Origin of the sequence: Gardnerella sp. DNF00038, from assembly GCF_049262855.1 — a bacterium.
In the GTDB taxonomy this organism is placed as follows: Bacteria; Actinomycetota; Actinomycetes; order Actinomycetales; family Bifidobacteriaceae; genus Bifidobacterium; species Bifidobacterium vaginale.
In genome coordinates this window covers 1,325,677-1,351,234 of sequence record NZ_CP058407.1, presented here as the reverse complement: position 1 = coordinate 1,351,234, position 25,558 = coordinate 1,325,677, and the positions used below count along the sequence as shown (strand labels likewise).

Annotated in this window: 15 protein-coding genes and 1 tRNA gene; 14 read left to right on the top strand and 2 right to left on the bottom strand. The window is 43.9% G+C overall.

Annotated elements, in window-relative coordinates; translation table 11 throughout:
• Positions 1–35: 35 nt before the first annotated feature.
• The 7 genes from HXT19_RS05230 (at position 36) to HXT19_RS05200 (ending at position 9,243) form a co-directional block, all read left to right on the top strand.
• A complete protein-coding gene (locus HXT19_RS05230; protein ID WP_004114453.1) occupies positions 36–1,784 on the top strand; it encodes an ABC transporter permease in 1,749 nt (582 codons plus the stop codon).
• A gap of 95 nt (positions 1,785–1,879) precedes the next feature.
• Positions 1,880–3,430 (top strand): nitrate/sulfonate/bicarbonate ABC transporter ATP-binding protein, encoded by a 1,551-nt coding sequence (locus tag HXT19_RS05225; protein WP_004138653.1) that lies wholly within the window; start codon positions 1,880–1,882, stop codon positions 3,428–3,430.
• A 253-nt stretch (positions 3,431–3,683) separates the two neighbouring features.
• Complete coding sequence (gene rplS / locus HXT19_RS05220; RefSeq protein WP_004114457.1) at positions 3,684–4,052, top strand: 50S ribosomal protein L19; 369 nt, start codon at positions 3,684–3,686, stop codon at positions 4,050–4,052.
• Positions 4,053–4,090: 38 nt separating this feature from the next.
• Positions 4,091–4,945, top strand: coding sequence for a signal peptidase I (lepB, locus tag HXT19_RS05215; protein ID WP_004114465.1), 855 nt, complete (start codon positions 4,091–4,093; stop codon positions 4,943–4,945).
• Positions 4,946–4,984: 39 nt separating this feature from the next.
• Positions 4,985–5,668, top strand: coding sequence for a ribonuclease HII (locus HXT19_RS05210; protein ID WP_004114467.1), 684 nt, complete (start codon positions 4,985–4,987; stop codon positions 5,666–5,668).
• 253 nt (positions 5,669–5,921) lie between these two features.
• Positions 5,922–8,522 carry an ABC transporter ATP-binding protein gene (locus HXT19_RS05205; protein WP_422119658.1) on the top strand — a complete coding sequence of 867 codons (2,601 nt, stop codon included), beginning with the start codon at positions 5,922–5,924 and terminating at the stop codon, positions 8,520–8,522.
• Entirely contained in the window at positions 8,506–9,243 is a 738-nt protein-coding gene (locus tag HXT19_RS05200; RefSeq protein ID WP_422119657.1) for an HNH endonuclease family protein, read from the top strand. The genes HXT19_RS05205 and HXT19_RS05200 overlap by 17 nt, the downstream gene beginning before the upstream one ends.
• Before the next feature lie 100 nt (positions 9,244–9,343).
• On the opposite strand, the gene HXT19_RS05195 is transcribed toward HXT19_RS05200, so the two are convergent.
• Positions 9,344–9,428 (bottom strand) — tRNA-Ser (locus tag HXT19_RS05195).
• Positions 9,429–9,705: 277 nt separating this feature from the next.
• On the opposite strand from HXT19_RS05195, the gene HXT19_RS05190 reads away from it, so the two are divergent.
• From HXT19_RS05190 to HXT19_RS05170, 5 genes are all read left to right on the top strand, one after another.
• Positions 9,706–10,653 carry a DMT family transporter gene (locus tag HXT19_RS05190; protein ID WP_004114476.1) on the top strand — a complete coding sequence of 316 codons (948 nt, stop codon included), beginning with the start codon at positions 9,706–9,708 and terminating at the stop codon, positions 10,651–10,653.
• Between the two features lie 56 nt (positions 10,654–10,709).
• Entirely contained in the window at positions 10,710–11,348 is a 639-nt protein-coding gene (locus tag HXT19_RS05185; protein ID WP_226988348.1) for a tRNA (cytidine(34)-2'-O)-methyltransferase, read from the top strand.
• Between the two features lie 54 nt (positions 11,349–11,402).
• On the top strand, positions 11,403–12,137 hold the full coding sequence (locus tag HXT19_RS05180) for a peptide ABC transporter permease (protein ID WP_422119656.1): 735 nt from the start codon (positions 11,403–11,405) through the stop codon (positions 12,135–12,137).
• 199 nt (positions 12,138–12,336) lie between these two features.
• Complete coding sequence (gene rpoB / locus HXT19_RS05175) at positions 12,337–15,903, top strand: DNA-directed RNA polymerase subunit beta (protein ID WP_004114480.1); 3,567 nt, start codon at positions 12,337–12,339, stop codon at positions 15,901–15,903.
• 87 nt (positions 15,904–15,990) lie between these two features.
• The gene (locus HXT19_RS05170; protein WP_004573798.1) at positions 15,991–20,010 is read left to right on the top strand and encodes a DNA-directed RNA polymerase subunit beta'; all 4,020 of its coding nucleotides are present in this window, start codon (positions 15,991–15,993) and stop codon (positions 20,008–20,010) included.
• A 220-nt stretch (positions 20,011–20,230) separates the two neighbouring features.
• Here HXT19_RS05170 and HXT19_RS05165 read toward each other — a convergent pair whose 3' ends face one another.
• The gene (locus HXT19_RS05165; protein WP_415699079.1) at positions 20,231–21,673 is read right to left on the bottom strand and encodes an ATP-binding protein; all 1,443 of its coding nucleotides are present in this window, start codon (positions 21,671–21,673) and stop codon (positions 20,231–20,233) included.
• A 691-nt stretch (positions 21,674–22,364) separates the two neighbouring features.
• Between HXT19_RS05165 and HXT19_RS05160 the strand changes: the two genes are divergently transcribed.
• Together HXT19_RS05160 and HXT19_RS05155 are read left to right on the top strand one after the other, a co-directional pair.
• Complete coding sequence (locus HXT19_RS05160) at positions 22,365–24,197, top strand: SpaH/EbpB family LPXTG-anchored major pilin (protein ID WP_101890036.1); 1,833 nt, start codon at positions 22,365–22,367, stop codon at positions 24,195–24,197.
• A gap of 194 nt (positions 24,198–24,391) precedes the next feature.
• Entirely contained in the window at positions 24,392–25,549 is a 1,158-nt protein-coding gene (locus tag HXT19_RS05155; protein WP_415699078.1) for a class C sortase, read from the top strand.
• Positions 25,550–25,558: the final 9 nt, after the last annotated feature.

Sequence of the window (25,558 nt, the reverse complement as noted above, 5' to 3'; positions counted from 1 at the left end):
CGCGTGTAAAAATACGCGTTCCCAGAGGACTTATCATGACAATATTTACAACATCTGGAAAAAACGGTGCTAGTACGCAAGTAGACGAAAACACTCGTTTTTGGTCCGACATTATTGTGTGCGTTGGTATAATCGCGCTTTTTGGAGTAAGCGCTTTCCTTTTGCAGCGCATTAACCAGCCGATTGGACCTAAAGGAATACCTTCTGCAGTTTCAACTGACCTTATTAATTTGCCTTACTACACGCTTAGATCCGTGTTTCGTATGATGCTTGCGCTTATAGCATCGCTGATTTTTACCATTATTTACGGATCTCTTGCAGCGCGCAGCCGCCGACTAGGCAAGGTTCTTATTCCGTTGCTAGACATTTTGCAATCCGTTCCAATTCTTGGCTTCCTTTCGGCTACAGTAACGATTTGGCTGGTGATTTTCCCAGGATCGATGATGGGCGTTGAAGCCGCTTCGATTTTTGCGATTTTTACAAGCCAGGCTTGGAATATGACTTTCTCGTTCCACCGTTCGCTTTTAAGCGAGCCAAAAGAGCTAGACGAGGCAGTGCGCAGCTTGCAACTTACGCATTGGCAGCGATTCTGGGTACTAGATATGCCAAACGCAATGATTCCGCTGCTTTGGAATTGCATGATGAGCGTTGGCGGCGGATGGTTCTTCCTTACTGCTTCCGAAATGATTTCCGTAAACAATCACACTTACGCGCTGCCTGGAGTAGGTAGTTTTGTGGCGCAATCTGCAGCAGAAAACAAGCTTGGAAACATTTGGTGGGCTATTTTATCCATGATTGTTGTTGTGCTAGCGATTGACTTCTTCCTTTGGAAGCCGCTTACCGCCTGGGCAGAACGATTCCGCATAACTCAAAGCGCATCCGACGAAGAACGAAAGAGTGCTGTTTTGACACTTATTCGTCATTCGCATGCCGACGAAGTTATTAGCAAGCTGTTTTCTCCGATTCGCGAATGGCTTGAAATTATTACACGACCATTCGGACGCACAGGTTCACAGTGGCCGCGTAAAGCATCACAGCGTAAACTTGGCGACTTGGTTTTCAACATTGTTATGGCTGTGCTGATTTTGGGGCTTGCTGCTCAAATGCTTTACTTTGTAGCAACTCGCACAGGTTTGCAGGAGTTTGCTACAGCTGGAGCGTTAGGAGCTTTGACTTTTGCTCGCGTAGCTGTGTTGATTTTTGTGAGCTCGCTGATTTGGGTTCCAGTAGGCGTATATATTGGCATGAATCCTAAGATTTCGCGAATTATGCAACCTGTTGTGCAAATTCTGGCTAGCTTCCCAGCAAACTTTGTGTTCCCATTTGCAATGATGTGGTTTATGGCTTGGCACATTGACCTTGGATGGGGAAGTATTATTTTGATGGCGCTTGGCACGCAATGGTACATTCTGTTTAACGTTATTGCAGGCGCTAGCGCGATTCCAGATGATTTAAGAGAAATGACAAGAAGCTTTAGATTAAATCGTATGCTCAAGTGGAAGACTCTTGTTTTGCCTGCGATTTTTGGATCCTGGTGCACTGGCGGAATTACTGCCGCTGGTGGTGCTTGGAACGCTTCGATTGTGTCAGAGATTGTGGAATACGGCAAGAATCACATGGCAACTCAAGGTTTGGGCGCGTATATTACGAATGCAACAACCGTTGGTGATTCTGTAAAAACGCTTGTGGGAGTAACGGTTATGAGCTTAATAGTGGTGTTAAGTAATCGACTGTTCTGGACTCCTTTGCAAAGGTATTCGGCAAAAAGATTTGTTTTGAATTAATCGAATAATCAATCGAATAATCAAATAAACTACGGAAAATTAAACTTTTTAAGTTTATAAACTTTTTAACTTTACAAAACAGATTGGCAAATATTATGAACACTTTGAACAAAACCGCAGAAAAGGCTGCGCAGAATTTGGCTGCGCAATCTTCAGTTACAAGCGATATCATCGACGCAAAACACATAACTCAAAGTTTCACATCGGATAGTGGAACTACTCAGCACGTACTTCACGATATATCGTTTACGTTGCGCGAAGGCGAAATCGTTGCAATTCTAGGGCGTTCTGGCGCTGGAAAATCAACCTTCTTGCGAACAATGGCAGGCTTAATTCAGCCAACAGAGGGAACTGTAACGTATCGCGGTCGCGAGCTTACTGGTCCAAACCCAGGGGTGGCAATCGTTTTCCAAACCTTCGCACTTATGCCATGGCTTACAGTTCAAGACAATGTGGAGCTTGGTTTGCGCGCTAGAGGCGTTAGTAAAGAAAAGCGCACGGAGCTTGCGTTAGCTGCAATTGATGCTATTGGTTTGGACGGCTTCGAAACAGCGTACCCAAAGGAGCTTTCTGGCGGCATGCGTCAGCGCGTAGGTATTGCGCGCGCACTGGTTTTGCGCCCAGATGCTCTGTTTATGGACGAGCCATTTTCTGCGCTTGACGTTCTTACAGCAGAAAATCTTCGTCAGGAAGTTCTTAAGCTTTGGTCTAGTGAAGAGCGTGATATCAAGTCTGTTGTAATCGTTACGCACAATATTGAAGAAGCTGTGCAAATGGCAGATCGCGTGGTGGTTTTGGGATCTCATCCTGGGCATTTGATTGCAGACGTGCAAGTTGATTTGCCTCGCCCGAGAGACAAGCATAGTGCTGAATTTGAGGCGATGGTTGATAATCTTTATGCGATTTTGACTGGTTCTATGCCAGAGGGTGAATCTGAGCCAGATAATACTGATACAACGGTTGCTGGCGACTTGTCTGGTGCAGATGGCGATTCTCAACCTGTGGAACAGACGGATGCGGAAGAAACAGAGGCTGCTGCAATCGCCGACATGCTTATTCAAAAGCATCACGACGCGGAGGCAGAAGCTAAGCAAAACGAAGAGCAGGCGGATGCGGGGGAGCCGAAGCCTGAGCCTGTTGCTGTGCACTTGCTGCCGAACGCAACGCCAGGAGGAATGGCAGGTTTGCTAGACGTTATTTCGGAAGAGCCAGATGGCATTGATTTGGCTGATTTGGCTGCGGATCTGTCGTTCGAAATCGATGACTTGTTCCCACTTGTAGATGCTGGAACAATGCTTAATTTGCTTACAGCAGAAAATGGTCATATTACTATTACGCCAGCAGGTCAAGAATGGCATAATGCCGACATTTTGCACAGCAAGCAGGTGTTTGCGCGTCTTGCAATTGAGCATGCTCCTCTTGTTCATGCAATTGATCAGGCTTTGAGCCGAAACCGCAATGGCAAGCTTCGTGGCGAGTTGATTTTGGATTTGCTTCGCAGCAAGCATACGGACGCCTTGGCTCGTCAGCAATTTGATATTGCGATTAGCTGGGGTCGTTATGGTGAGCTTTTTGACTACGATGCCGATGATGACGAATTAACCCGTACTGTTGAGACGGCGCCGCTTAATGGAGTTGCGCGCTGAAATAGTGCGAAATAATGCTCAATAATGTCCATTATTGAGCATAAATTTGTGTTTTGTATGCTTTCGATAAGGCGATGCCGCATAGTCGACTTATCAATAGTCTAGCCTGCTTTTTTAAAGTTTTGGCAGATGGAAGCCCTGAAAAGCAAACTTTTTGGGAAGGATTATTCAAAGTAAAGTTGAAAAAGTTAAAATTAGACTAACTTACTTTGATGTAGCTTACGTCGATATGCGGCGGCGAGGAGGAATTATCATGGTGAATGCTGTAGAAGCATTTGATGCTAAGCATCTTAAGTCTGCTGAGGAAATCCCAGCTTTCCGTCCTGGAGATACTGTTGACGTTAACGTTAAGATTCAGGAAGGCAACAACACTCGTATTCAGACCTTTACTGGCGTTGTTATCGCTCGTAAGGGTGCTGGTGTTCGCGAGACTTTCGTTGTACGTAAGGTGAGCTTCGGCACTGGTGTTGAGCGTCGCTTCCCACTTCATTCCCCAGCTATCGATTCGATTAAGCTGGTTCGTAGTGGTCGCGTTCGTCGCGCTAAGCTTTACTACTTGCGCGCTTTGCGTGGTAAGGCTGCTCGTATTGCCGAGCGTCGTGACAACAGCGCTGCTAAGTAAATTTATTTAAGGTTAAGGATTTAACATTAAGGATTAATATGTCTGCCGAAGACTTGCAAAATAGCGATGGTCACATTGTTAATGTGGCAGGTCACGGCTTAAATCCTTCTCCAGTTCCACCGGAGCCAGAAGAAAGACCAAGTCTAACTTCTGGCTTCAGTGCTAAACGTGCTAGGCATGGAAAAATAAAAGGGAATCATATTTCTGGATATCAAGATAGTGATTATGATTCCTCTAAATCTCAGTCCAAGGTTCGTACTCGCAAGCTTTTTAAAACATCTTGGAAAGAGCTTGTTGCATGGTATCTTGTGCCTATTCTTGTTGTTATTTTTCTTCGTGTTTTTATTCTCGGCGTATATTTTATTCCATCTGGCTCCATGCTAGACACAATTCATATTGGCGATTATGTTGTTACGTCTAAGCTCACTCCTCGCCTGTTTCCACTAAATCGTGGAGATATTGTTGTTTTTGAAGATCCTGCTAATTGGCTTCAAGGTGAAAATAGTCGCGGCGGAATTGTGTCTGGTAAAGATCTTATAAAGCGTCTAATTGGATTGCCTGGGGATACTGTTGAATGTAAGGGCGATGGTGACCCAATTCTTGTTAACGGTGTTCCTGTGCTTGAATCTGCTTATATTAAACCAGGTGTAAGTCCTAGTTCCTTCCCGTTTAAGGTGAAGGTTAAACCTGGTCATGTATTTGTTCTAGGAGATAATCGCGCTAACTCTGCGGATTCTAGGTATCATAAGAATGATGGTGACGATGGTTTGGTACCTATTTCTAAGGTTGAAGGCGTGGCATTTATGCGTTTTTGGCCTTTGAATCGTATGGGTATTTTTGAAAATCATAGCGATGCGTTTGATGATGTAAGAAATAAGTCAGATGCTAAATAGTTCTTTTAAACGTGCGTAGATATTAGATTTGGGGAGATTTTGGCTGCTGTTCCGTCTTTTAACTTTGAGCAAGACCTTTTAAAAAGTGGCTTCGATTGGGTTATTGGATTAGATGAGGTTGGACGTGGTAGTTTAGCTGGTCCTGTTATGGTTGGTGCTGCTCTTTTTGGTGCCGATAAAATTAATTCTGGTTATTTTCCTGATGGATTAGCTGATTCCAAGCTTATTAACGCTCACAAGCGTGAAGGATTATTGGAGCCTCTTGAAAATTGGTGCGATGCTTTTGCTGTTGGTTCTTGTACAAATCGCGAGATTGACGAGTGGGGAATAAGTTATGCTCTTGGTGTAGCCGCGATTCGTGCAATTTCAGATGTGCAAAACAGTATGCGATATAAGCTTGAAAATGCTCATATTGCAGCGATTTTAGATGGACCATTTAATTATATTGGTAAGGTTTCTGGAACTTTTGATGCGCCTAGTATTGATTTTCCTGTTAAAGTTCACACTTTAGTTAAGGCTGATCAGAAGTGTGCTAGTGTTTCTGCAGCTTCTGTGATCGCAAAGGTGACTCGAGATTCTCTTATGACAAGCTTGTCTGACGATCCTAAATATAAAATTTATGATTGGGCACATAACAAGGGTTATGGTTCTAAATCGCATAGAGCTGCGATTTTAGAGTATGGTCCTAGTGATTTGCATCGTATTAGTTGGCATTTAAGCTAAAGTTCTTCGGCGTGTTGATGCCTGATGCTCAGCGTAATCTTGAATGCTAAAGGGGTAGTGAGCTAGTGCGTGGGTATGTGTTTGTAGAGAGTGTTTAGATAACGTTTTTAAGAGATTTAAAGCTGATTTTAACAGTGCGAGCTACTCGAATTTGTAGATTCAATCTGCAGGGTATCGTGTGTGTACTTTGTAGTGCGTGAAAGTATTTTTGGAATTTAAAAGAGTTTTCTATGGAAAAGAAAAGGATAGTTAAATGATTGGTCGTTTCTTCGCTTTTGTTCCAGGTGTTAAGCACTTGGTTGTTTTAAGAGCGGCATGTCTTGCTATATCTTCTCTTGCGAATATTGGTTTTGTGTATGTTTGTGTTGGAATTCTTTCGCCAGTGCTTATTCCTGCAAAATATACTGGCAAATCCTTGTTAAGCTCTGTTGAATTGACGTCTTATCTTATTTCTCTTGTTGGAATACTCATCGTAAAATATATTGCGTTCCATCAGTCATGCATTATTTCTACCGAAATTGGAACTCGCGTATCTATGAAGCTTAGACCAAAAATGTTGCGTTCTATGCTTTCTTTGAGTTCTTCTAAAAAGTGGTCTAAGGGATATTCTTCTATTTGTGTGAACGATGATGTTGCGTGGGTTCAACGTTGGTATGGTTTACTTTTGCCGCAGATCATTGCTGCTTTTCCTATGCCTTTTGCGGTTAGTGTTGCAATGTTTTCAATAAACTCTTATGTTGCCACGATTTGCGTTTTTGCGTCAATTTTTTCTACTTTGGCACTTGTATCTGCTCTTGCAGATGTTCGCGTTTTGTGGCGCTGTTTATGCGTATTTTTAACGTATTTAATGACTGGTGTGGCAATTATTTCTACAGTTTGGCTTCTTTCTGTTAAATCTGTTGGTCTTCCTGCTGCAATGCTAACTTTGCCCCTTCTTATGCTAAGCGTAGATCCAATACGTAGAGTTGCTAACTGTATGCATATTAAAAATCGGGCTGTTTTAGGTTTGAATAACATTAGTGACTTGTTTAAAAGTGTTGCTTCTAATAAGGTTCATTCTTCTAATTTAGACTCTGTAGAATCTTCTGCTTCTGCAGATTCCATAGATTTCTCAGATAATAAAAAGTCGCTGAGCATCCCAGATGGAGCCAGTAATGTTTCTCTTCATGTGCGATGCAATTTCACTGAAAATAATAAACCTTTGCGTGCATCCTTTAATATTTCAAGTGGAAAATTGAATGTAATGCCAAAGGAATACTACGAATTATTTACTAATAATGTTTTGAATGGCGTAGTTTTTAGCGATAAATCAGATGTTGCGCTATCTTACAGCGATAGATATGGTTTTTCTGAAGTAGATGTTGAATCGCCTTTTGTGGTATCTGATTTTGGTGATATTTCTGGAAACTCAACTTATGTTTCACTAAATAATGAAAATCCTGGTGCTATTGCAGATCTTGTTACTATTGTTCGTTCAAATAGTCATCTGTTTTCAGCCACTTTGCGAGAGAATCTGCTCATGGCATCGTCTAATGCTACTACTACATCTATGTGGCAAGCATTGCGTACTGCTCATGTAGATGGTGTTGTTTATGCGGATTATAACGGATTAGATTTGCGTGTAGACAATATTCAGGTTGAAAATAAGCAAGATATTTTCCGACGAATTATTATGGCTCGTGCGCTTATTCGTAGAACTCCAGTGTATATTTTCGACTATTCTTCAAGCGATATTAGTTCTGATGAAGCTAAGAATTTATGTGATATTTTGCGTCATGTTGCTAAAAAAGCTACGATTCTTGTATTTTTGCCAGACGATAACTACGCTTCTAAAGCGGACAATTTGGTTAACGTTAGTGTATATCATAATTCGCATTACACCAGTTCTAGTTCTATTAGCTCTTATGCCGAAAATTTCGCAGATGGAAGCGTTGATAAAGCTAATAAAGTAGACGAATATGCTAAAAGTTTTGATGAAAACTCTAATAAGAATTTTAATAATGCAAAACACGAAGGCTTATTGAAAGATTTATCTCATGAAAGTAAATCAACTATATCTTCGTTGAAAAAGGCGTTTTTTGCGATTCTTTCAGCATTCTCTACAGCAATCAATATAGTTTGCGCAGTATTGATACCTGTTTGCACTTTTGCAGCAATGTTCGCTATCGCTAATCGACCGCTTTTTGGACTTGCTATGCAAGAATACGTGCTTATCGTAAGCGTATGCGCATGTTTAAGATGCATAACATTAGTAACATCTTTTGCTGGCGTGGATCTTCATCATGCGCATTTGCACAAGGCAGGTTTAAGCATGAGTGTTGGAATGGTTTTGTCGATTATTCCAGCAATCGTTTTGTTATGTTACTTTGATATTCAAATTGCTATTTTTGCTGTTGTGATTTGTGCTCTAATAGTGTTTATAATTCCAGGATTATTTAGACTTAGACTCCGCAGTTTTATTAAAAAAGTTCATTCAGAGCAAAAGATGGTAGAGCTTGAAGTTGATGATGTAGAACTTGGTATTGATGAGGTTCTAGCTTTCCGACAGGGCGAGCATTGTGTTAAGCGTGTTGTTGATTCAATGCGTAAGCTTTCACAACAGCGAGTGCGATTATCTCGTAAAGTGGGAAGAATGCAGGCAATTCTTATGTCTGTTGCTCTTATAGGTATTGCGAACGCAATAATGCTTGTTTCTAACACTATTCACCCAATTGTCACTAAGAATCCACAATGGAATGTTGTTTACGCAGTTATGGCAATTATTGTGCTTATTAGCCTTATTCAACAAGTTCTAGACGTTGTTATTAGGCGTATTCCTTGGGTTGTAGATATAAATCATGCAGTACGATCGTAATACGCATTATTCAAGTAACCCTATATCTAAAAGAATAACCTCTTTTATATGGCTTATTTCTTTGGCTATTATTATAGGCATTGTTATTGGGCTTGTTTTGCCAAAAATCAATCATGATGTTGGCGAAATTACTGGTGAATACGCTGCTGATGGAGATGCTGCTGCTCTTCTTAATAAGCTAAAAGTCTCTAAATCACATCCGTCTGGATACAACAGGAGTGTCTTTGGATACAGGACTACAGATGTTGATAAAAATGGCTGTGATGTTAGAGAAGATGTTCTTGCTCGCGATTTAAAACAGGTTCGTTTTAAGTATTCTGGTTCTTGCAAAGTAGCATCAGGGCTTTTGCACGATCCTTATACCGGTTTAAATATTAATTTTGTTCGAGGAAGAAAAACTAGTGCTCTTGTTCAAATCGACCATGTTGTAGCACTAGAAAACGCTTGGCAATCAGGCGCTTGGAAATGGAGTCATGCCAAGAGGCTTAAGTTTGGTAACGATATGCTTAATCTTCTTGCTGTTCAAGGAGCAGCGAACCAAGAAAAAGGATCTGCTTCTGCGGCTTATTGGCTTCCATCTAATAAATCCTTTAGATGCGATTATGTTGCTAGGCAGATTGCTGTTAAGTATAAGTACGATCTTAGCGTTACTAATGCGGAAAAACGTAGCATGGCTTCAATTTTGCATGGTTGTTCTGCGCAGAAATTGCCTAACAGTTGAGTTCGACGCTAAGCTGCTTGTTTATGTTCATATATTTTGATGCATAGGCAAATATATAAAAAGGGTTCTAACCACTCATACTGGCTAGAACCCCTACTCGCGGAGAATACGAGATTCGAACTCGTGAGGCTGTTACACCAACACGCTTTCCAAGCGTGCGCCATAGACCACTAGGCGAATTCTCCACATCAATCATTGTGCTAAACAGCATAACGAAAGACAACTTAAATAAGATAACATAAACTGAGGATAATGCAAAGTCGCGCGTGGCGTATTGGTTTGAGTATGCAATCCTTGCAATTGCGTGTTGTTGATTATGTGCGTGTTGTTGATTATGTGATAGTGTAGATTTTTCATATGTAGTAAGCGATTTGCGAGGTTTGCGACTTACAACTTGCTACATATGCGCAAAACTACAGGATTATTAGCGAGTACGGGATGTAAGTTTAGAAGGTGTTTAGCATGGATGTTGGTTTTGTAAAGAATATCCAAAAAATAAAGCCTAAAAAGCCAAATCCTGCGGTGGATCATAGTCCGCGCACAATGATGATTGGCATAATCTTGACGATTCTTGGTGGCGCGCTTTGGGGCACAAATGCTACTGTTTCTAAGATTCTAATGTCACAATACCTTGTGAGTCCGTTGCAAATCGCGTGCGTTCGTCAGCTTGCTGCAGGCGTGCTTTTTGTAATCGTTGCGTCAATTGTTAATCGCAAGCAACTCGTTGATGCATTAAGCACAAAAAAATCATGGCCAATGCTAGTTGTAACAGGTATTGTGTGTGTGCTTTTAACGCAAGTGGCGTATCTTTTTACAATTGACTGGACTAATTCTGGCACGGCTACTGTTTTGCAAAGCCTGAATCTGCTTTTTGTGCTTGTTTATGTGTGTTTGCGGTCAAAAAGAACTCCGACTTTGCGCGAAAACATTGGTGTTTTGCTTGCATTTGCAGGAACTGCGCTTATGGCAACGGGAGGCAATTTTAGCTCGCTTTCGCTGCCGCTGATGGGACTTTTGTGGGGATTAGCAGATGCTGCAAGTACGGCGGCTCTTGCGATTATGCCAGTCAAATTGATTGCAAAATGGGGAAATCTTACTGTAAACGGAATTACGTTTATTATTGCAGGTCTTATTATGATGCCATTTGTGAAGCCATGGCAAACAATGCCTCCTTTGGATTTGCGCGCGTACTTGCTGTTTACTTTTACGATTGTTGGCGGAACTTTTGGCGCATATTGGATGTTTTTGGCTGGCGTTATGCGAGTTGGATCTGTGCGCGGAACGCTTTTGGGGGCGAGCGAGCCTGTTATGGCTGCAATCACGGCTGTTGTGTTTACGGGAGCTGTGTTCTCGTGGGCTGATTTTGCAGGATTTGCGCTTATTTTTATTATGATGATTTTATTGAGGTGATTATTACGAGTATGCAAGTCACAGGTAAAGAAGATAAAAGTAAAGAAGATAAAAGTATGCAAGACGCACAAAACCCAGTCAATCGTGTAGAGCAGATGTATGAGTACGGCTACCGAAAGTCAAACTACGGTCCGGACGAGCTTGTAACAGACGCGCACGGAAATCCAATCAGCGTTATGGATGCCATGCTAAGCGCGCAAGATGCAAGCACTGCGCAAACTCAGACCCCGCACTTGTGCTTCTATTCGCCTAGAATCCCAGGAAACACAGGCTCTGCGATTCGCCTTTGCGCGGTAACGGGCACCATTTTGCATCTTGTAGAGCCGCTTGGATTTAATCTTCAAGACACAAAGCTTCGTCGCGCGGGTCTTGATTATCACGATATGGCACACGTTGTTATGCACCCGAATTTTGAAAACCTTGTGGAATCAATGCCAAATTCTCGCATAATCGCGTTTACTGCAAATGCCACAAAACTTTACACAGATATTGAGTATAAGCCGAACGATATTTTGCTTTTTGGACCAGAGCCAGGAGATATTCCAGACCCAATGGATATTATGGCTGGCCCTCATGTTGCGGAACAGGTTCGCTTGCCAATGCGTCCTTCGCTTAGAAGCTTAAATCTTACAAATTGCGCATCAATCGCCATTTATGAAGCGTGGCGTCAGCTTGGATTTGAGGGCGGAAAATAGTCTATAAAAATAGCTTATAGTCAAAAATAGTCTTAAAACTACTCATGCATTACAATGGTGACTATGCCTGTGTTAAAACGTAAACCGAAGCGGAAGATTAGTGCTGCGCGCCGCCGCATGTACATTCGCCGCCGAATCATAGTTTGCGTGGGGCTGCTGGCTGTTTTAGTGTTTTGTATCTTTTGCATAATCAGCGTTTTCAAAGGAATTGCCGCAATCGGAACTGCTATAAGCAAACATTCAGACGTTACTCTATCTAAACAACTTGTGCCAGATCCAAGACCTGTTGGAATCATAAAAAAATGTAGTGCAAAAGACGTTCGTATTGAATTAACCTCAGCATCGCAATCTGTACCGATGGGAGGAAGCGTAGAATTTACTGCTCGCATAGTTCATGAAGGAGACGATTCTTGCAGAATAGATGCGTCGGATGGCAGAATGGTGTTGACAATTGGAGACAGCGTAAGTGCTGATAAGTCTGATAAGTCTGATAAATCAGATAAATCAGATAAATCTAGAGAAAAGCAAGAAAAGCAGCAGAAAATAGAGCCGCAGTGGAGATCAGATGTGTGCGGAATTCCACTCAAGCCTTTGTTAATGGCAAAAGGCGATTCGTACGAGAAAAAAATTGTATGGGGCACGGATGCTACAGTCGGAACGCCTACTGGCAAGGATTGCTTAGATGACGCCGAGTTGCCTAAAGTTTCGCGCGGAACTTACATTGCACAAATTGCGCATAAGGATGTGTCAGGATTACAAAGCAATCCCGTGGTTATTTCTGTTCGCTAGCACATGCACAAATGGCGCCAAAAGTCGATGTGAAGGGGTAAAATTGTTTCTTTGTACAAGGTGTGTCATATAGCGGGCATACTCAAGGAACCGAAGAAGGCGCCCGCAAACCCAAAATCGTTGATTTTAAGCGCGTTTGCTGCGATTTTCTAAAGCTCCCAAGGATTAAGAAAACTAGCTAGCGATAAAGGAACGTCCATTGGCTGCTGAACAAGCTACGACGAACACCACCAAAGTCATCGCGCGTGCCGACGAGCACAGCATTAAATTGCATAAAGCGTCGGATCGTGTGAATTTCGGCTCCATTTGTGAGCCAATCGATGTGCCATACCTCCTCGGTGTGCAAACCGACAGCTTTGACTGGCTGATCGGCTCCGAGCGTTGGAAGAAGCGCGTCGAAGAAGATGAGGCAAATGGCACTCACACTGTGCCTCATGTCTCTGGTCTGGAAGAAGTGTTCCAAGAGATTTCTCCAATCGAGAATTTTGCTGAGACAATGAGCCTCACATTCTCGGATCCATATTTTGAAGAGCCACGTCACACTGTGCTTGAGTGCAAAGAGAAGGATTACACATATTCCGCTCCTTTGTACGTAAACGCAGAGTTTGAAAACGGCGAAACTGGCGAGATTAAGAGCCAGACTGTGTTTATGGGTGATTTCCCGCTGCAAACACCACACGGAACATTCATTATTGGCGGCACTGAGCGCGTAATCGTGTCCCAGCTTGTGCGTTCCCCAGGCGTGTATTTTGACCGCACGCAAGATCGCACTTCTGACAAAGACGTTTTTGGCGCAAAAATCATTCCAAGTCGCGGAGCGTGGCTTGAGTTTGAGATTGATAAGCGCGATGTTCTTGGCGTACGCGTAGATCGCAAGCGTAAGCAGTCTGCAATCGTGTTCTTGATGGCAATTGGCATGACTAAGCCAGAAATTGCCGAGGCATTCGAAGGGTATCCTCTTGTTCTCGACGCTCTAGAAAAAGAGCCAATCGACACTCAAAATGATGCTCTTACAGACTTGTATCGCAAGATTCGCCCAGCAGATACCGCAACTCCAGACGCGGGTCGCAATTTGCTCGAATCCTTCTACTTCAACACAAAGCGCTACGATTTGGCGCGCGTTGGTCGCTACAAGATCAATCGCAAGCTTGGTTTGGAAGCGGATTACAACGATCGCAGCTTGAATCGCGAAGACATTATTGCCACAATCAAGTATTTGGTTACTTTGCACTCGGGTGAAAAGACCTTCCCAGGCAAGCGCGATGGCGAAGATGTGCAATTGCGTGTAGACGTGGACGATATCGATCACTTTGGAAACCGTCGAATCCGTCAGGTTGGTGAGCTTGTACAGAATCAGATTCGTACTGGCTTAAGCCGTATGGAGCGCGTTGTGCGCGAGCGCATGACCACGCAAGATGCTGAGGCGATTACACCACAGTCGTTGATTAACATTCGACCAGTTAACGCTACTATTAAGGAGTTCTTCGGAACTTCTCAGCTTAGCCAGTTTATGGATCAGAACAATCCTTTGGCGGGCGTTACAAACAAGCGTCGTCTTTCGGCTCTTGGTCCTGGTGGTCTTTCTAGAGACCGCGCATCTATGGAAGTTCGAGACGTGCACCCATCCCACTTTGGTCGTATGTGCCCAATCGAATCCCCAGAAGGTCCAAACATTGGTCTTATCGGTTCGCTTGCAACCTTTGGTCGCATCAACCCATTCGGCTTTATTGAAACACCTTATCGTAAGGTCGTTAATGGTCATGTGACTAACGAAGTCGAATATATGACTGCAGATCGCGAAGCCGAGCACGTTATTGCTCAGGCAAATCAGGAACTCGATGAAAATGGCAACTTTGTTGGCACTCAGGCACTTGCTCGTGTTGACGAAGAAGAAGCAGTCGATGTTCCTGTAAGCACTGTTGACTACATGGATGTTTCTCCACGTCAGATGGTTTCCCTCGGCGCAAGCTTGATTCCATTCTTGGAGCACGATGAAGGCCACCGTGCTTTGATGGGTACCAACATGCAGCGTCAGGCTGTGCCGCTTATTAAGTCGGAGCGTCCACTTGTTGGTACGGGTTCCGAATGGCGTGCTGCAGTTGATTCTGGAGACGTGATTCTTTCCGAAAAGCCAGGCGTTGTAACCTACGTTTCTGCAGATATTATTCGCGTTATGAACGACGATGGAACTCAGTCCAGCTACAAGCTTTCTAAGTTCCAGCGTTCCAACCAGACTACCTGCTACAACCAGGTGCCGCTTATTAAAGATGGCGAGCGTGTGGAAGCAGGTACAGTTTTGGCAGACGGTCCTGCAACAGACAAGGGTGAGCTTGCACTCGGCAAGAATTTGCTCGTTGCGTTTATGCCTTGGAATGGTTACAACTACGAGGATGCTATTATTATTTCCCAGCGTCTTGTGCAAGACGATACGCTTTCTTCGATTCACATTGAAGAGTACGAAATCGATGCTCGTGAAACTAAGCTTGGTGCCGAAGAGATTACTCGCGACCTTCCAAACGTTGGCGAAGACGCTATTGCAAACCTCGATGAGCGCGGTATTATTCGCATTGGTGCCGAGGTGGAAGCTGGCGACATTTTGGTTGGTAAGGTAACGCCTAAGGGCGAGACTGAGCTTACTCCAGAAGAGCGCTTGCTTCGTGCAATCTTCGGCGAAAAGAGCCGTGAAGTTCGAGACACTTCTTTGCGCGTGCCACACGGCGAAACTGGTACTGTGATTGCTGTTAAGGAAATCACTCGTGAAGACGCTGAAGACGATGGCGATGAGCTTCCAAATGGCGTAAACCAGATGATTCGCGTGTACATTGCTCAGCATCGTAAGATTACGCAGGGCGATAAGCTTTCTGGTCGCCACGGCAACAAGGGTGTTATTTCCCGCATTTTGCCAGAAGAGGATATGCCATTCTTGGCTGATGGTACTCCAGTAGACATTATGCTTAACCCGTTGGGTGTGCCTTCTCGAATGAACTTGGGTCAGGTGCTCGAGCTTCACTTGGGTTGGATTGCTCACGCTGGTTGGGATATTAATTTGGATCCAGACCTTGAGGCTGCTTGGAAGAAGTATGTGCCAGAAGGCGCTGAGCATGGCGATCCATGCACTCCTGTTGCAACTCCAGTGTTCGACGGCGTGCGCCCAGAAACCTTGAAGGGTCTTTTGAGCACTACGCTTGCAGACCGCGATGGCAATAAGCTTGTTGGTTCCGACGGTAAGGCAACATTGTTTGACGGCCGCACTGGTGAGCCATTCCCTAAGCCAATTTCTGTTGGCTACATGTACATCTTGAAGCTGCATCACTTGGTTGATGATAAGATTCACGCTCGTTCCACTGGTCCTTACTCTATGATTACCCAGCAGCCGTTGGGTGGTAAGGCGCAGTTCGGCGGCCAGCGCTTCGGCGAAATGGAAGTGTGGGCGCTTGAGGCTTATGGCGCTGCTTACACATTGCACGAAATGATGACCACAAAGTCTGATGACGTTGACGGCCGCGTGCGCGTGTATGGCGCTATTGTCAAGGGCGATAACCTTCCACCAGCTGGTATTCCTGAGTCCTTCAAGGTGTTGCTCAAGGAAATGCAGTCGCTCTCCTTGAATGTTGAGGTGCTTAACTCCGAAGGAGTGGCAATTGACATGAAGGATGAGGATGATGATCCGGTGTCGTCTTCTGAAGATTTGGGCTTCAACATTGGTGCGCGACCAGATTCGTCCGCCAAGGAAGATCAAGTTATTCAAGAACCTGAATACCAGTGATGCCAGTGATTAGAAATAACTTAATCACTAATCACTAATCACTTTAAGAAACTTAGAAAAACAATTTCATGAGACAGGACGATAATAGTGCTGGACGTCAACGCATTTGACAAACTGAGGATTGGACTGGCAACCGCCGACGACATCCGTAGCTGGAGCCACGGCGAGGTTAAGAAGCCAGAAACCATTAATTACCGTACCCTTAAACCAGAGAAGGATGGTCTGTTCGGTGAGCAGATTTTCGGTCCTACTCGCGACTGGGAGTGCGCGTGCGGCAAGTATAAGCGCGTGCGCTTTAAGGGAATCGTGTGCGAGCGATGCGGCGTGGAAGTTACACGCAGCCGCGTTCGCCGTGAACGCATGGGTCATATTGAGCTTGCTGCTCCTGTAACACACATTTGGTTCTTCAAAGGTGTGCCAAGCCGCTTGGGTTACCTGCTTGATATTGCTCCAAAAGACTTGGAAAAGGTTATTTACTTTGCAGCCTACATGGTTACTAAGGTAGATGAAGAGCAGCGTCATCAAGATCTTCCAGACTTGCAAGACGAGTTCGATACGGAAATCGGCAATCTTCGTAAGCGCCGCGACAATGAGATTGAAGCTCGCGCAAAGAAGGTAGAAGAAGACCTGCACGAGCTGGAAGAATCAGGCGAAGCAAAAGGCAACGCAAAGTCTAAATTGCGCGCTGGAGCAGAGCGAGAAATGGCTGCTATTCGTACTCGCTACGATGAGCAGATTCAGCGTTTGAACGCAGTTTTCGATCGCTTTAAGGGCTTACGCGCAGGAGATATGGAAGGCGATGTTGACCTTTGGCGAGAAATGGAAGACCGCTACGGTGACTATTTTGAAGGCTGCATGGGTGCTGAAGCAATCAAGAAGCGCTTGCAGGACTTCGACCTTAAGTCTGCTGCCGTAGAACTTCGCGAAGAAATCGACAATGGTACTGGTCAGCGCAAGGCGCGCGCTTTGAAGCGACTTAAAGTTGTAAACGCGTTCTTGACTACTGGAAACAAGCCAGAAGCAATGGTTTTGGACGTTATTCCAGTAATCCCACCAGATTTGCGACCAATGGTTCAGCTTGATGGTGGACGCTTTGCAACATCTGATTTGAACGACTTGTACCGTCGAGTAATCAACCGTAACAATCGTTTGAAGAGGTTGATTGAACTTGGTGCTCCTGAAATCATGCTTAATAACGAAAAGCGCATGCTTCAGGAAGCAGTTGATTCACTCTTCGACAACGGTCGTCGTGGTCGCCCAGTAACTGGTGCATCGAACCGTCCACTAAAGTCGCTTTCCGATATGCTTAAAGGTAAGCAGGGTCGATTCCGCCAGAACTTGCTCGGTAAGCGAGTTGATTATTCTGGCCGTTCCGTAATCGTTGTTGGTCCAAGCCTCCGCATGCATCAATGCGGTTTGCCTAAGCCAATGGCGTTGGAGCTGTTTAAGCCATTCGTTATTAAGCGTTTGGTGGATCAGGGCTTTGCTCAGAATATGAAGAGCGCAAAGCGCCTTGTAGATCGCGGAGATTCCGAGGTTTGGGGTGTGCTTGAGGAAGTTATTTCTGAACATCCTGTGCTTCTTAACCGTGCTCCTACACTTCACCGTTTGGGTATTCAGGCATTTGAGCCAATTTTGGTTGAAGGTAAAGCAATTCACCTTCCACCACTTGCTTGCGCCGCATTCAACGCTGACTTCGATGGTGACCAGATGGCAGTGCATTTGCCACTTTCCGCCGAAGCTCAGGCAGAAGCTCGCAGCTTGATGATGGCATCCGACAATATCTTGAAGCCAGCAGATGGTCACACTGTTACCATGCCATCTCAGGATATGATTTTGGGCTTGTACTACTTGTCTACAGTAATAGACGGTGCAAAGGGTCAAGGCAGAATCTTCTCTTCGCTTGCAGAGGCTCAAATGGCACTCGACAAGCATGAGATTGACATGCAGGCAAAGGTATTAATCCGCGTGCCAGAGGACTTTGTGCTACCAAAGGATTGGGAGCCAGGAGAACTTAAGGTCGTAGATCCAGAGCCAGGCAGCCCAGATGTTGTTCATGAAGAGCGCTTTAAGGATGGAACTGTATTGTTCGCCACATCCTACGGTCGCGTGTTGTTTAACGGCACTCTTCCAGAGGACTATCCGTTTGTGAACCAGCAGGTTCCAAAGGGTGTTCTCTCCAAGATTGTTGACGATATTGCTACACGTTATTCCACTGCTCAGGTAGCCGCATCCCTTGATGCTTTGAAGGATCTTGGCTTTACTCGAGCACCTTGGTCTGGCGTTACAATGGCATTCTCTGATATTGTGCTTCCTTCAAATCGTGAGGCTATTGCACAAGACTACGAGAATCAGGCTGCAAAGATTAACTCCCAGTACGATATGGGTCTTCTTACAGATGAAGAGCGTCGTCAAGAGTTGATTAACTTGTGGACTGAATGCACCGATAAGGTTGCAGATGCTATGCGCGAGAACTTCCATGATGATAACAACGTGAACATCATGGTTCAGTCTGGTGCACGCGGTAACTGGATGCAGATTCGTCAGATTGCTGGTATGCGAGGCTTAGTGGCAAACCCTAAGGGTGAGATTATTCCTCGTCCTGTTAAGTCAAACTACCGTGATGGTCTTTCTGTGTTGGAGTACTTCATCTCCCAGCACGGTGCGCGTAAGGGCTTGGCTGATACCGCACTTCGTACTGCAGAATCTGGTTACTTGACTCGTCGTCTTGTGGACGTTTCTCAGGAAGTTATTGTTCGTGAGGAAGATTGCGGCACAAAGCGTGGTCTTATGATGAAGATTGCGGACCGCGACGAAAATGGCAATTTGACGCTTGTTAAGGCTGCTGATGGTGGTCCATACTCGCGCTTGCTTGCTGCAGATGTTCTCGATCCAGCAGATGGTACAACCGTTTTGGCTAAGTGTGGTGACGCGCTTTCGATGGATGTTTTGCGTGACTTGGTTGCGCATGGTGTCGAAGAAGTTAAGGCTCGTTCTGTGCTTACTTGCGAGTCTAAGCGTGGCGTTTGCGCAAAGTGCTACGGTTGGTCTTTGGCTACAAGCTCTCTTGTTGATGTTGGCGAGGCTGTTGGTATTGTTGCAGCACAGTCCATTGGTGAGCCTGGTACGCAGCTTACGCTTCGTTCCTTCCACTCTGGTGGTGTTGCTTCGGCAAGCGATATTACGCAGGGTCTTCCTCGTGTTACCGAGCTTTTCGAGGCTCGTACACCTAAGGGCGAAGCTCCAATTGCTGAGTTCCCAGGTGTTGTGAAGGTTGAGGATACTGACCATGGTCGTCAGGTGACTTTGACTCCAGACGATACTACGGTTGAGCCAATCGTTTACCCAGTAACTCGTCGTGCTCCAATGCTTGTTAAGGATGGAGACCACGTTGAGGTTGGTACGCAGCTGATTGAAGGTTCTGTGGATCCTAAGAAGATTCTGCGAATTCTTGGTCCTCGTGCTGCTCAGGTGAACATTGTGGAAGAAGTGCACAACGTGTACCGTTCTCAGGGCGTTGATATTCACGATAAGCATATTGAGGTTATTGTTCACCAGATGCTTCGCCGCATTACGGTGATTGATTCTGGAGACACGAACCTTCTTCCAGGCGAACTTGTGGATCAGGCTAAGTTCCGTGAAGCAAATCTTGAGGCTGTTAAGAATGGTGGTAAGCCTGCTGCTGGTCGTCCAGAGCTTATGGGTATTACAAAGGCTTCTTTGGCTACAGATTCTTGGCTTTCTGCCGCATCCTTCCAGGAGACTACTCGCGTGCTTACTGAAGCTGCTTTGAGCCAGAAGGAAGATGATCTTAAGGGCTTGAAGGAGAACGTTATTATTGGTAAGCTCATCCCAGCTGGTACTGGTTTGGCGCGTTATCGTAATGCGGATGTCTTTGCAGATCCTGAGGTGCGTGATGCTGTTTATCCAAACCTTGGTTTGGGTGGAGCAAATGGCACTCCGTCAAACTTTGGCGAGAGCAACATGGGAGATGTTGATTTCTCGAACATTGATTTTGGCGACATGCAGCTTGGGGATGAGTTTAATCCAGATGACTTCCTTGATGATCAGGGTGGTCAGGGTGATTATGACGATGACCTTAACTAATCAGGCTAGGTATAACTGGCGATTTTAGGCTATCTATATTATTTATGGGTGATTTGCTTAAATCTCTAGGTTTGATTTTGCTAGTCTGAATTGAATTAGCCGTTGCAAGTTGTTTTACACATCTTGCAGCGGCTTTTTGTTTTTTGTTTTTTTGCGTTTGCGTTTACTTTATCCTGCTTTTGTTTTCCAAATCAACCAGAAAGGGAACAAACGTGGGGAATTACAAGAACTCAGTCATTACTATTGGAATGTATTCCAGCATTCCGTTATGTTGGTAGTCTTTTGTATAAATCAGAATTTCCCGTGCGATTCGCGAAGAAAACTTGCGCGCGAAAGTATCAAGCGAAGCATGCGTTTTATAACCTGAGCTTTTTACTTCAATCGGCACAATCTTGTTCTTATCAGCAATCAAGAAATCTACTTCATAGCTGCGATTGTTGTGATTATTTCGATTATCGTGATTGTCAATCTCAACATTAGTATCGTCCGCGATTAAGCGCGCGTCGCCGTCCATAAAAGTGTGATAATACAATTCGTGTCCATGAGTGCTCAAAGTTTGAGCAACAATATTTTCGTATACATAACCTAGATTTACTTGCAACTTATCGTTTAACAATCGCATATAAATGTCGTTGCTTGTAAAAGACTTGTCTTTAAATGCTAACGTAACAAACAAACCAGTATCTGCAAGAAAGAGTTTGAACTTAGATAAATCTTTATGTTGAGCCATTCCAGAATTAGGATCGTTAGTATGATGGGAGATTAGCACAGTTCCAGAATCTTCTAGTTGAGCTAGTTGTTCAAGAACAGTATTTGCTCTGTTGCCAGCAAGAACGCTCGAAACATGGTAACGGGAAGTGTTAGACATGAGCTGAGCTGGTATAGAATCAAAAATTGCAGATATTTTACCAGTAGGGTCTATTTTTCTAAAATCATCTTCGTAAAGTGAAAGAATATCGCGTTTTACTCTATCTACAGCACTAAAATCGTTGGTTTCAATATAGCTTTCAACAGCTTGTGGCATTCCTCCAACAAGCATATAAAGTCTAAAATCTCTTAGCATTTTTCTGCATGCTGCTTGACCGATTGGTTTTTTAGAATCGTAGAGTTTTTTTAGAAGCGGAATGGTTGTATTGTCGCCAAGTGCCCATTTAAATTCCTCATAATCCATAGGATGCATTTTTAGTTTGCGTTCTTCGCTTGGAATAAGAATATTTTTAACGTTTTTGTGGATTGAAATTAGTGAGCCCGTTTCTATGTAGTCGTATCTTCCGTCGTTGACTAGGGCTTTAATTGCTTGGCGCGCTTTTGGGCAGAGTTGAACTTCATCAAAAATAATGCACGACTTGCGTTCTTTGAGGCTTGTTTTATATGTAAGCTGGAGTTGCAAGAAGATGTAGTTTAAATCTGAAAGGTCTTCAAATAGTTGTTTTACTTCTGGAGATGCTGTGTAAAAATCCACTAATATGTAACTTTCATACTCATTTTGCGCAAACTCTTTTACAATAGTGGATTTTCCTACGCGTCGTGGTCCTTCTATGAGTAGTGCTGTTTTCCCGTTAGAAGAGTTTTTCCAATTGAGCATGTGCGAATAGATTTTGCGTGGAAATTTGCGTGCAGTGTTTGTTGTGCTGGATGCTGATTGATTAAGGTTATAAATCATTGTAATTCCGCCATTCTTTGCAAAATCGATTATTTTATTTTAGCAAATTTTTGCAGAATCGACAATTTTATTTTGATGATTTATTGCAGAATCGACATTTTGCTATAAAATGCAATTTGACTTGATTCGCTTGTGTTTGTTTATTTTTGCCCGTGTTTGTAGTCATATTTGCTGAAAAAGGGAAAAACAAACGTGCGCGACGACCTGCCTTTTCGCTTAGAGCGTAGCGCGAAAAGGCAATTTGGAGCGCTGAGCCGCTCAAAGCAGAAGCACTGCTTCTGCGCGGCGAAGACGTTCGCGCGCTGTTCGCGCAAGCGATAACGACGCGGTTTATTCGACACGCCAAGGTGCGAATTTAGCAAAAATTCGGAAAGAATTTTTAACAATTTTAATCACTTATTAAGCTGAGAAAACCCTGATATTTCAACAATACCGGGGGGGGGGTATTAAAAGCTTATTTTAGTAGGCTTTTGTTAGGTGATTTTTAGGTGATTTTTACGCTGCAAAATGCTAGTCTGTTTTAGTCAATGAAGGTTTGGCGCACAGCTTTAGTGCGCATAGAAGCCCGGTGAGAGGAATCTGTAGTTCGCGATATTTATGCGATTTTTGCGGAAAAGTCTAATCACATGGGCGATTCTTTCTAAACACAAAATTCTCATAACGAGATGTCACTCTAAAGAAGAGAGGAAACATGCGTTTAAATACGAATTCGCTGAAGCGCACCGTTGCTGTTTTGGCGGCGGTATGCACACTTGGAACATGCTGTATTGCTGGCTCTATTGCTTATGCGCAGGGTGAGGCTAAGGGTGTTGACACTGCTAATATTAATCAGGGCAAAAAGAGCGCTACATCCATTATTATTCACAAGTATCAAGGTCCTGCAACTGGTGAACGTTCTGATGGTACTGTTAAGACTTTAACCAATAAGAAGCCAGTTAAGGGTGTTAAGTTTACCCTATGGCGAGTAAAGAAGAAGAATACAAATTCTTCTGATGATATTGATCTTTCAAAGTCTTCAGACTGGGAAAAGATTAAAAAGTTAGATGATTTAGTTGAAACAACTGTTGCTGGTAAAAAGACTGCTTCTGATTTTATTAATGGTGCTAATCCTGATTTCGAGAAGGCTAGTACGGATGGCACAAGCCAAATAACTGGTGATACTGGTGAAGCCAAATTTGAAAATCTTGCGATGGGTCTTTACTACATCGAAGAAACCGATACTTCTGGTGCACAATTACAAGAAGACGGCACATGGAAAAAGGTTTCCATTACAAAGCGTGTTTCTCCGTTCTTTGTGACCACTCCTCTTCCAAATCCTAAAGACAAGGCTAATCCTTGGATTTACGCTGTTAATGTGTATCCAAAGAATGATACAAGCAAGGAACGTCCAACTAAGACAGTTAGCAGCTTAAGCCGTAAGGATTTGACTAAGGATAATGGAACCACTATAACTTGGAAGATTGCGATTCCTCTCACAGCTCCTAAGAATGGCAATAAGTACGAGAAGATCGGTTTTAAGGATAAGCTAGAAACTGGTTTAACTTACGATAAGATTAGCAGTGCAAAACTTGTGACTTATACTGATTCTGGTCAAAAAGATACAAGTGCAAATGATGTACCTCTTGATGCTACTACTCATTACACAGCTACAAATACTAATGGTTTAGTTTCATTCTCTCTTACTAGTACCGAATCTACTGGTGGTCTCAAAAAGGCTTATGATGAGTATTCTAAACACACTACCGATAAGAAAGTTGTTAAGCTTGAGGTAGAGCTTGTCACTAAAGTTGCTGATACTGTTAAGGACATTGCTAACGTAGCCAATACGTACGTTGATGATAATAAGACTGGTAACGGTGATGGTAATGATCCATGTACACCAACCAAGAAAGATGGTGACTGCGGTGGTGACGACATTCCTAATGATACCGCTCACTTTGGTACGTTGACTGTTAATAAGGTTACGGAAGAAATCGGCGCAAATGGTGATAAGAAAAAGTTGCCTTTGAATGATGCAAAGTTTGATGTATATGAGGTTACTGACACATCTGCAACTGCAAATGACACTTTTACTGTTTCAGATGGCAAGATTAAGAAGAATAATCAGGATGCTGGAACTAAGCTCAATAATGTTTCACTAAAAACTAAAGAAAAGATTGATGGTGGAGCTAAGACTGAAGGTACAGATTCCGTAAGATTGTTCGTCTACAATTCAAAGGAAACTAATCCTGCTGTAACAACTAAGCTTTACTGCGTGGTTGAGACTGAGGCTCCTGCTGGTTATTTGCTTGATTCTACTCCTAAGTGCGTTGCTTTGAAGGCAGATACTGCTGCAGATGCTACAAAGAACAATACTAAGGAAATCGAAAACAAGAAAGCCACTGGCTTAGACAAGATCCTCGCAGCACTGCCAATGACTGGTGCGCGCGGCTTAGTGTTGCTCACTGCATTCGGCATTGTTGGCTTGGGCGGCACGTTGTTCTACATCATCACCCGTCGCCGCAAGGAACAAGAAGAAGCGTAAGGCTTACTTGGTTTTGTGATTATTTTGTGATTATTTTGTGATTTAAGCTGTATGCGAGTGTTTGCGTATTCAAGTGAGTGAATTGCGCGTATTCGCGAATACTCGCATCGGCTTACAAAACCGAAAATCAAGTCGCAAATAAAATCGCAAATAAAATCACAAGTCCAGTTTCAAGTCCAATCGCAAAGCAACAAATGCTTAGGTTTTTATTCTTAAATCGAAACGTTGCGGTTAAGCATAAGAAGCGCGATAAGCGAAAGTGGAGATTTTCTAAATCTTCTATCGTTCCAGCGCTTCTATTAACCGCATCGTTCGCCTCACTGTTATACCCACATGCAGCAATGTGGTTAAGCCAGTATCACATGTCGGAAGTAGCCGCAGAATACGCTAAGCTAATCACGCATGCTATTCCAGCTCCGCATGAGCAGCTGGCTCGCGCGCGCGAATACAATCGCAAGCTATCCGTAGGCGCAATATATGAGGCGAACACGAATATTCCAACATCCCATGGCGAAACATCTGACGTTAGTCAAAACTATTGGGATCAGTTGAAAGCGAATGACGATGGTCTTATGGCTCGCCTTCGCATTAAGAAAATTGACCTAGATTTGCCCGTGTATCACGGTACGCAGGACGATACTCTGCTTAAGGGACTTGGACATTTACGCGGAACTTCTCTACCAGTTGGAGGATTAGGAACTCGTTCAGTGATTACTGGCCACCGTGGTTTGGCTAGTGCGGAAATGTTCACGAGATTGGATGAGATAGATAAGGGCGATTCTTTTACGATCGAGGTTTTTGACGAGATTCTCACTTACAAGGTGATAGAAAAAATTGTTGTAAACCCAGACGAAACAAAGAAAATTGCTGCAGTGCCAGGCAAGGATCTTGTGACTCTGATTACTTGCACACCGCTTGGAATCAACACACAGAGAATCTTGGTGACGGGAGAGCGAGTAATACCGACTCCTGCTGCGGACAAGTCTTTGCTTGGTAAAAAGCCAGATGTTCCGAGATTCCCGTGGTGGCTTGTTGGGAGCATTGCAAGCCTGAGTGTGGTTGGAGGCTACATTTACTGGGCTGGTCTGCCGATTGTTAAGAAGAAAAAGAAGAAAAACGATAACCAGAACGGCGATGATCGAAATAATGGTGATAACCATAGTGATGCCAATGGTGATGACCAGACTAACGATACTCTTTGGCTTGGCATTTATGGCGACCAAAACAAGCAGATGTATAGGGATTCCGAAGAAGCGAGAAGGATTAGTCAGGAATCCTTTGAGTCGATTATTGATGGTTTTGCGCAGGGCAAGCGTCCGAAGGCTTCAAAGCTTAAAAAACTGAAAACTTAATACGTTAAA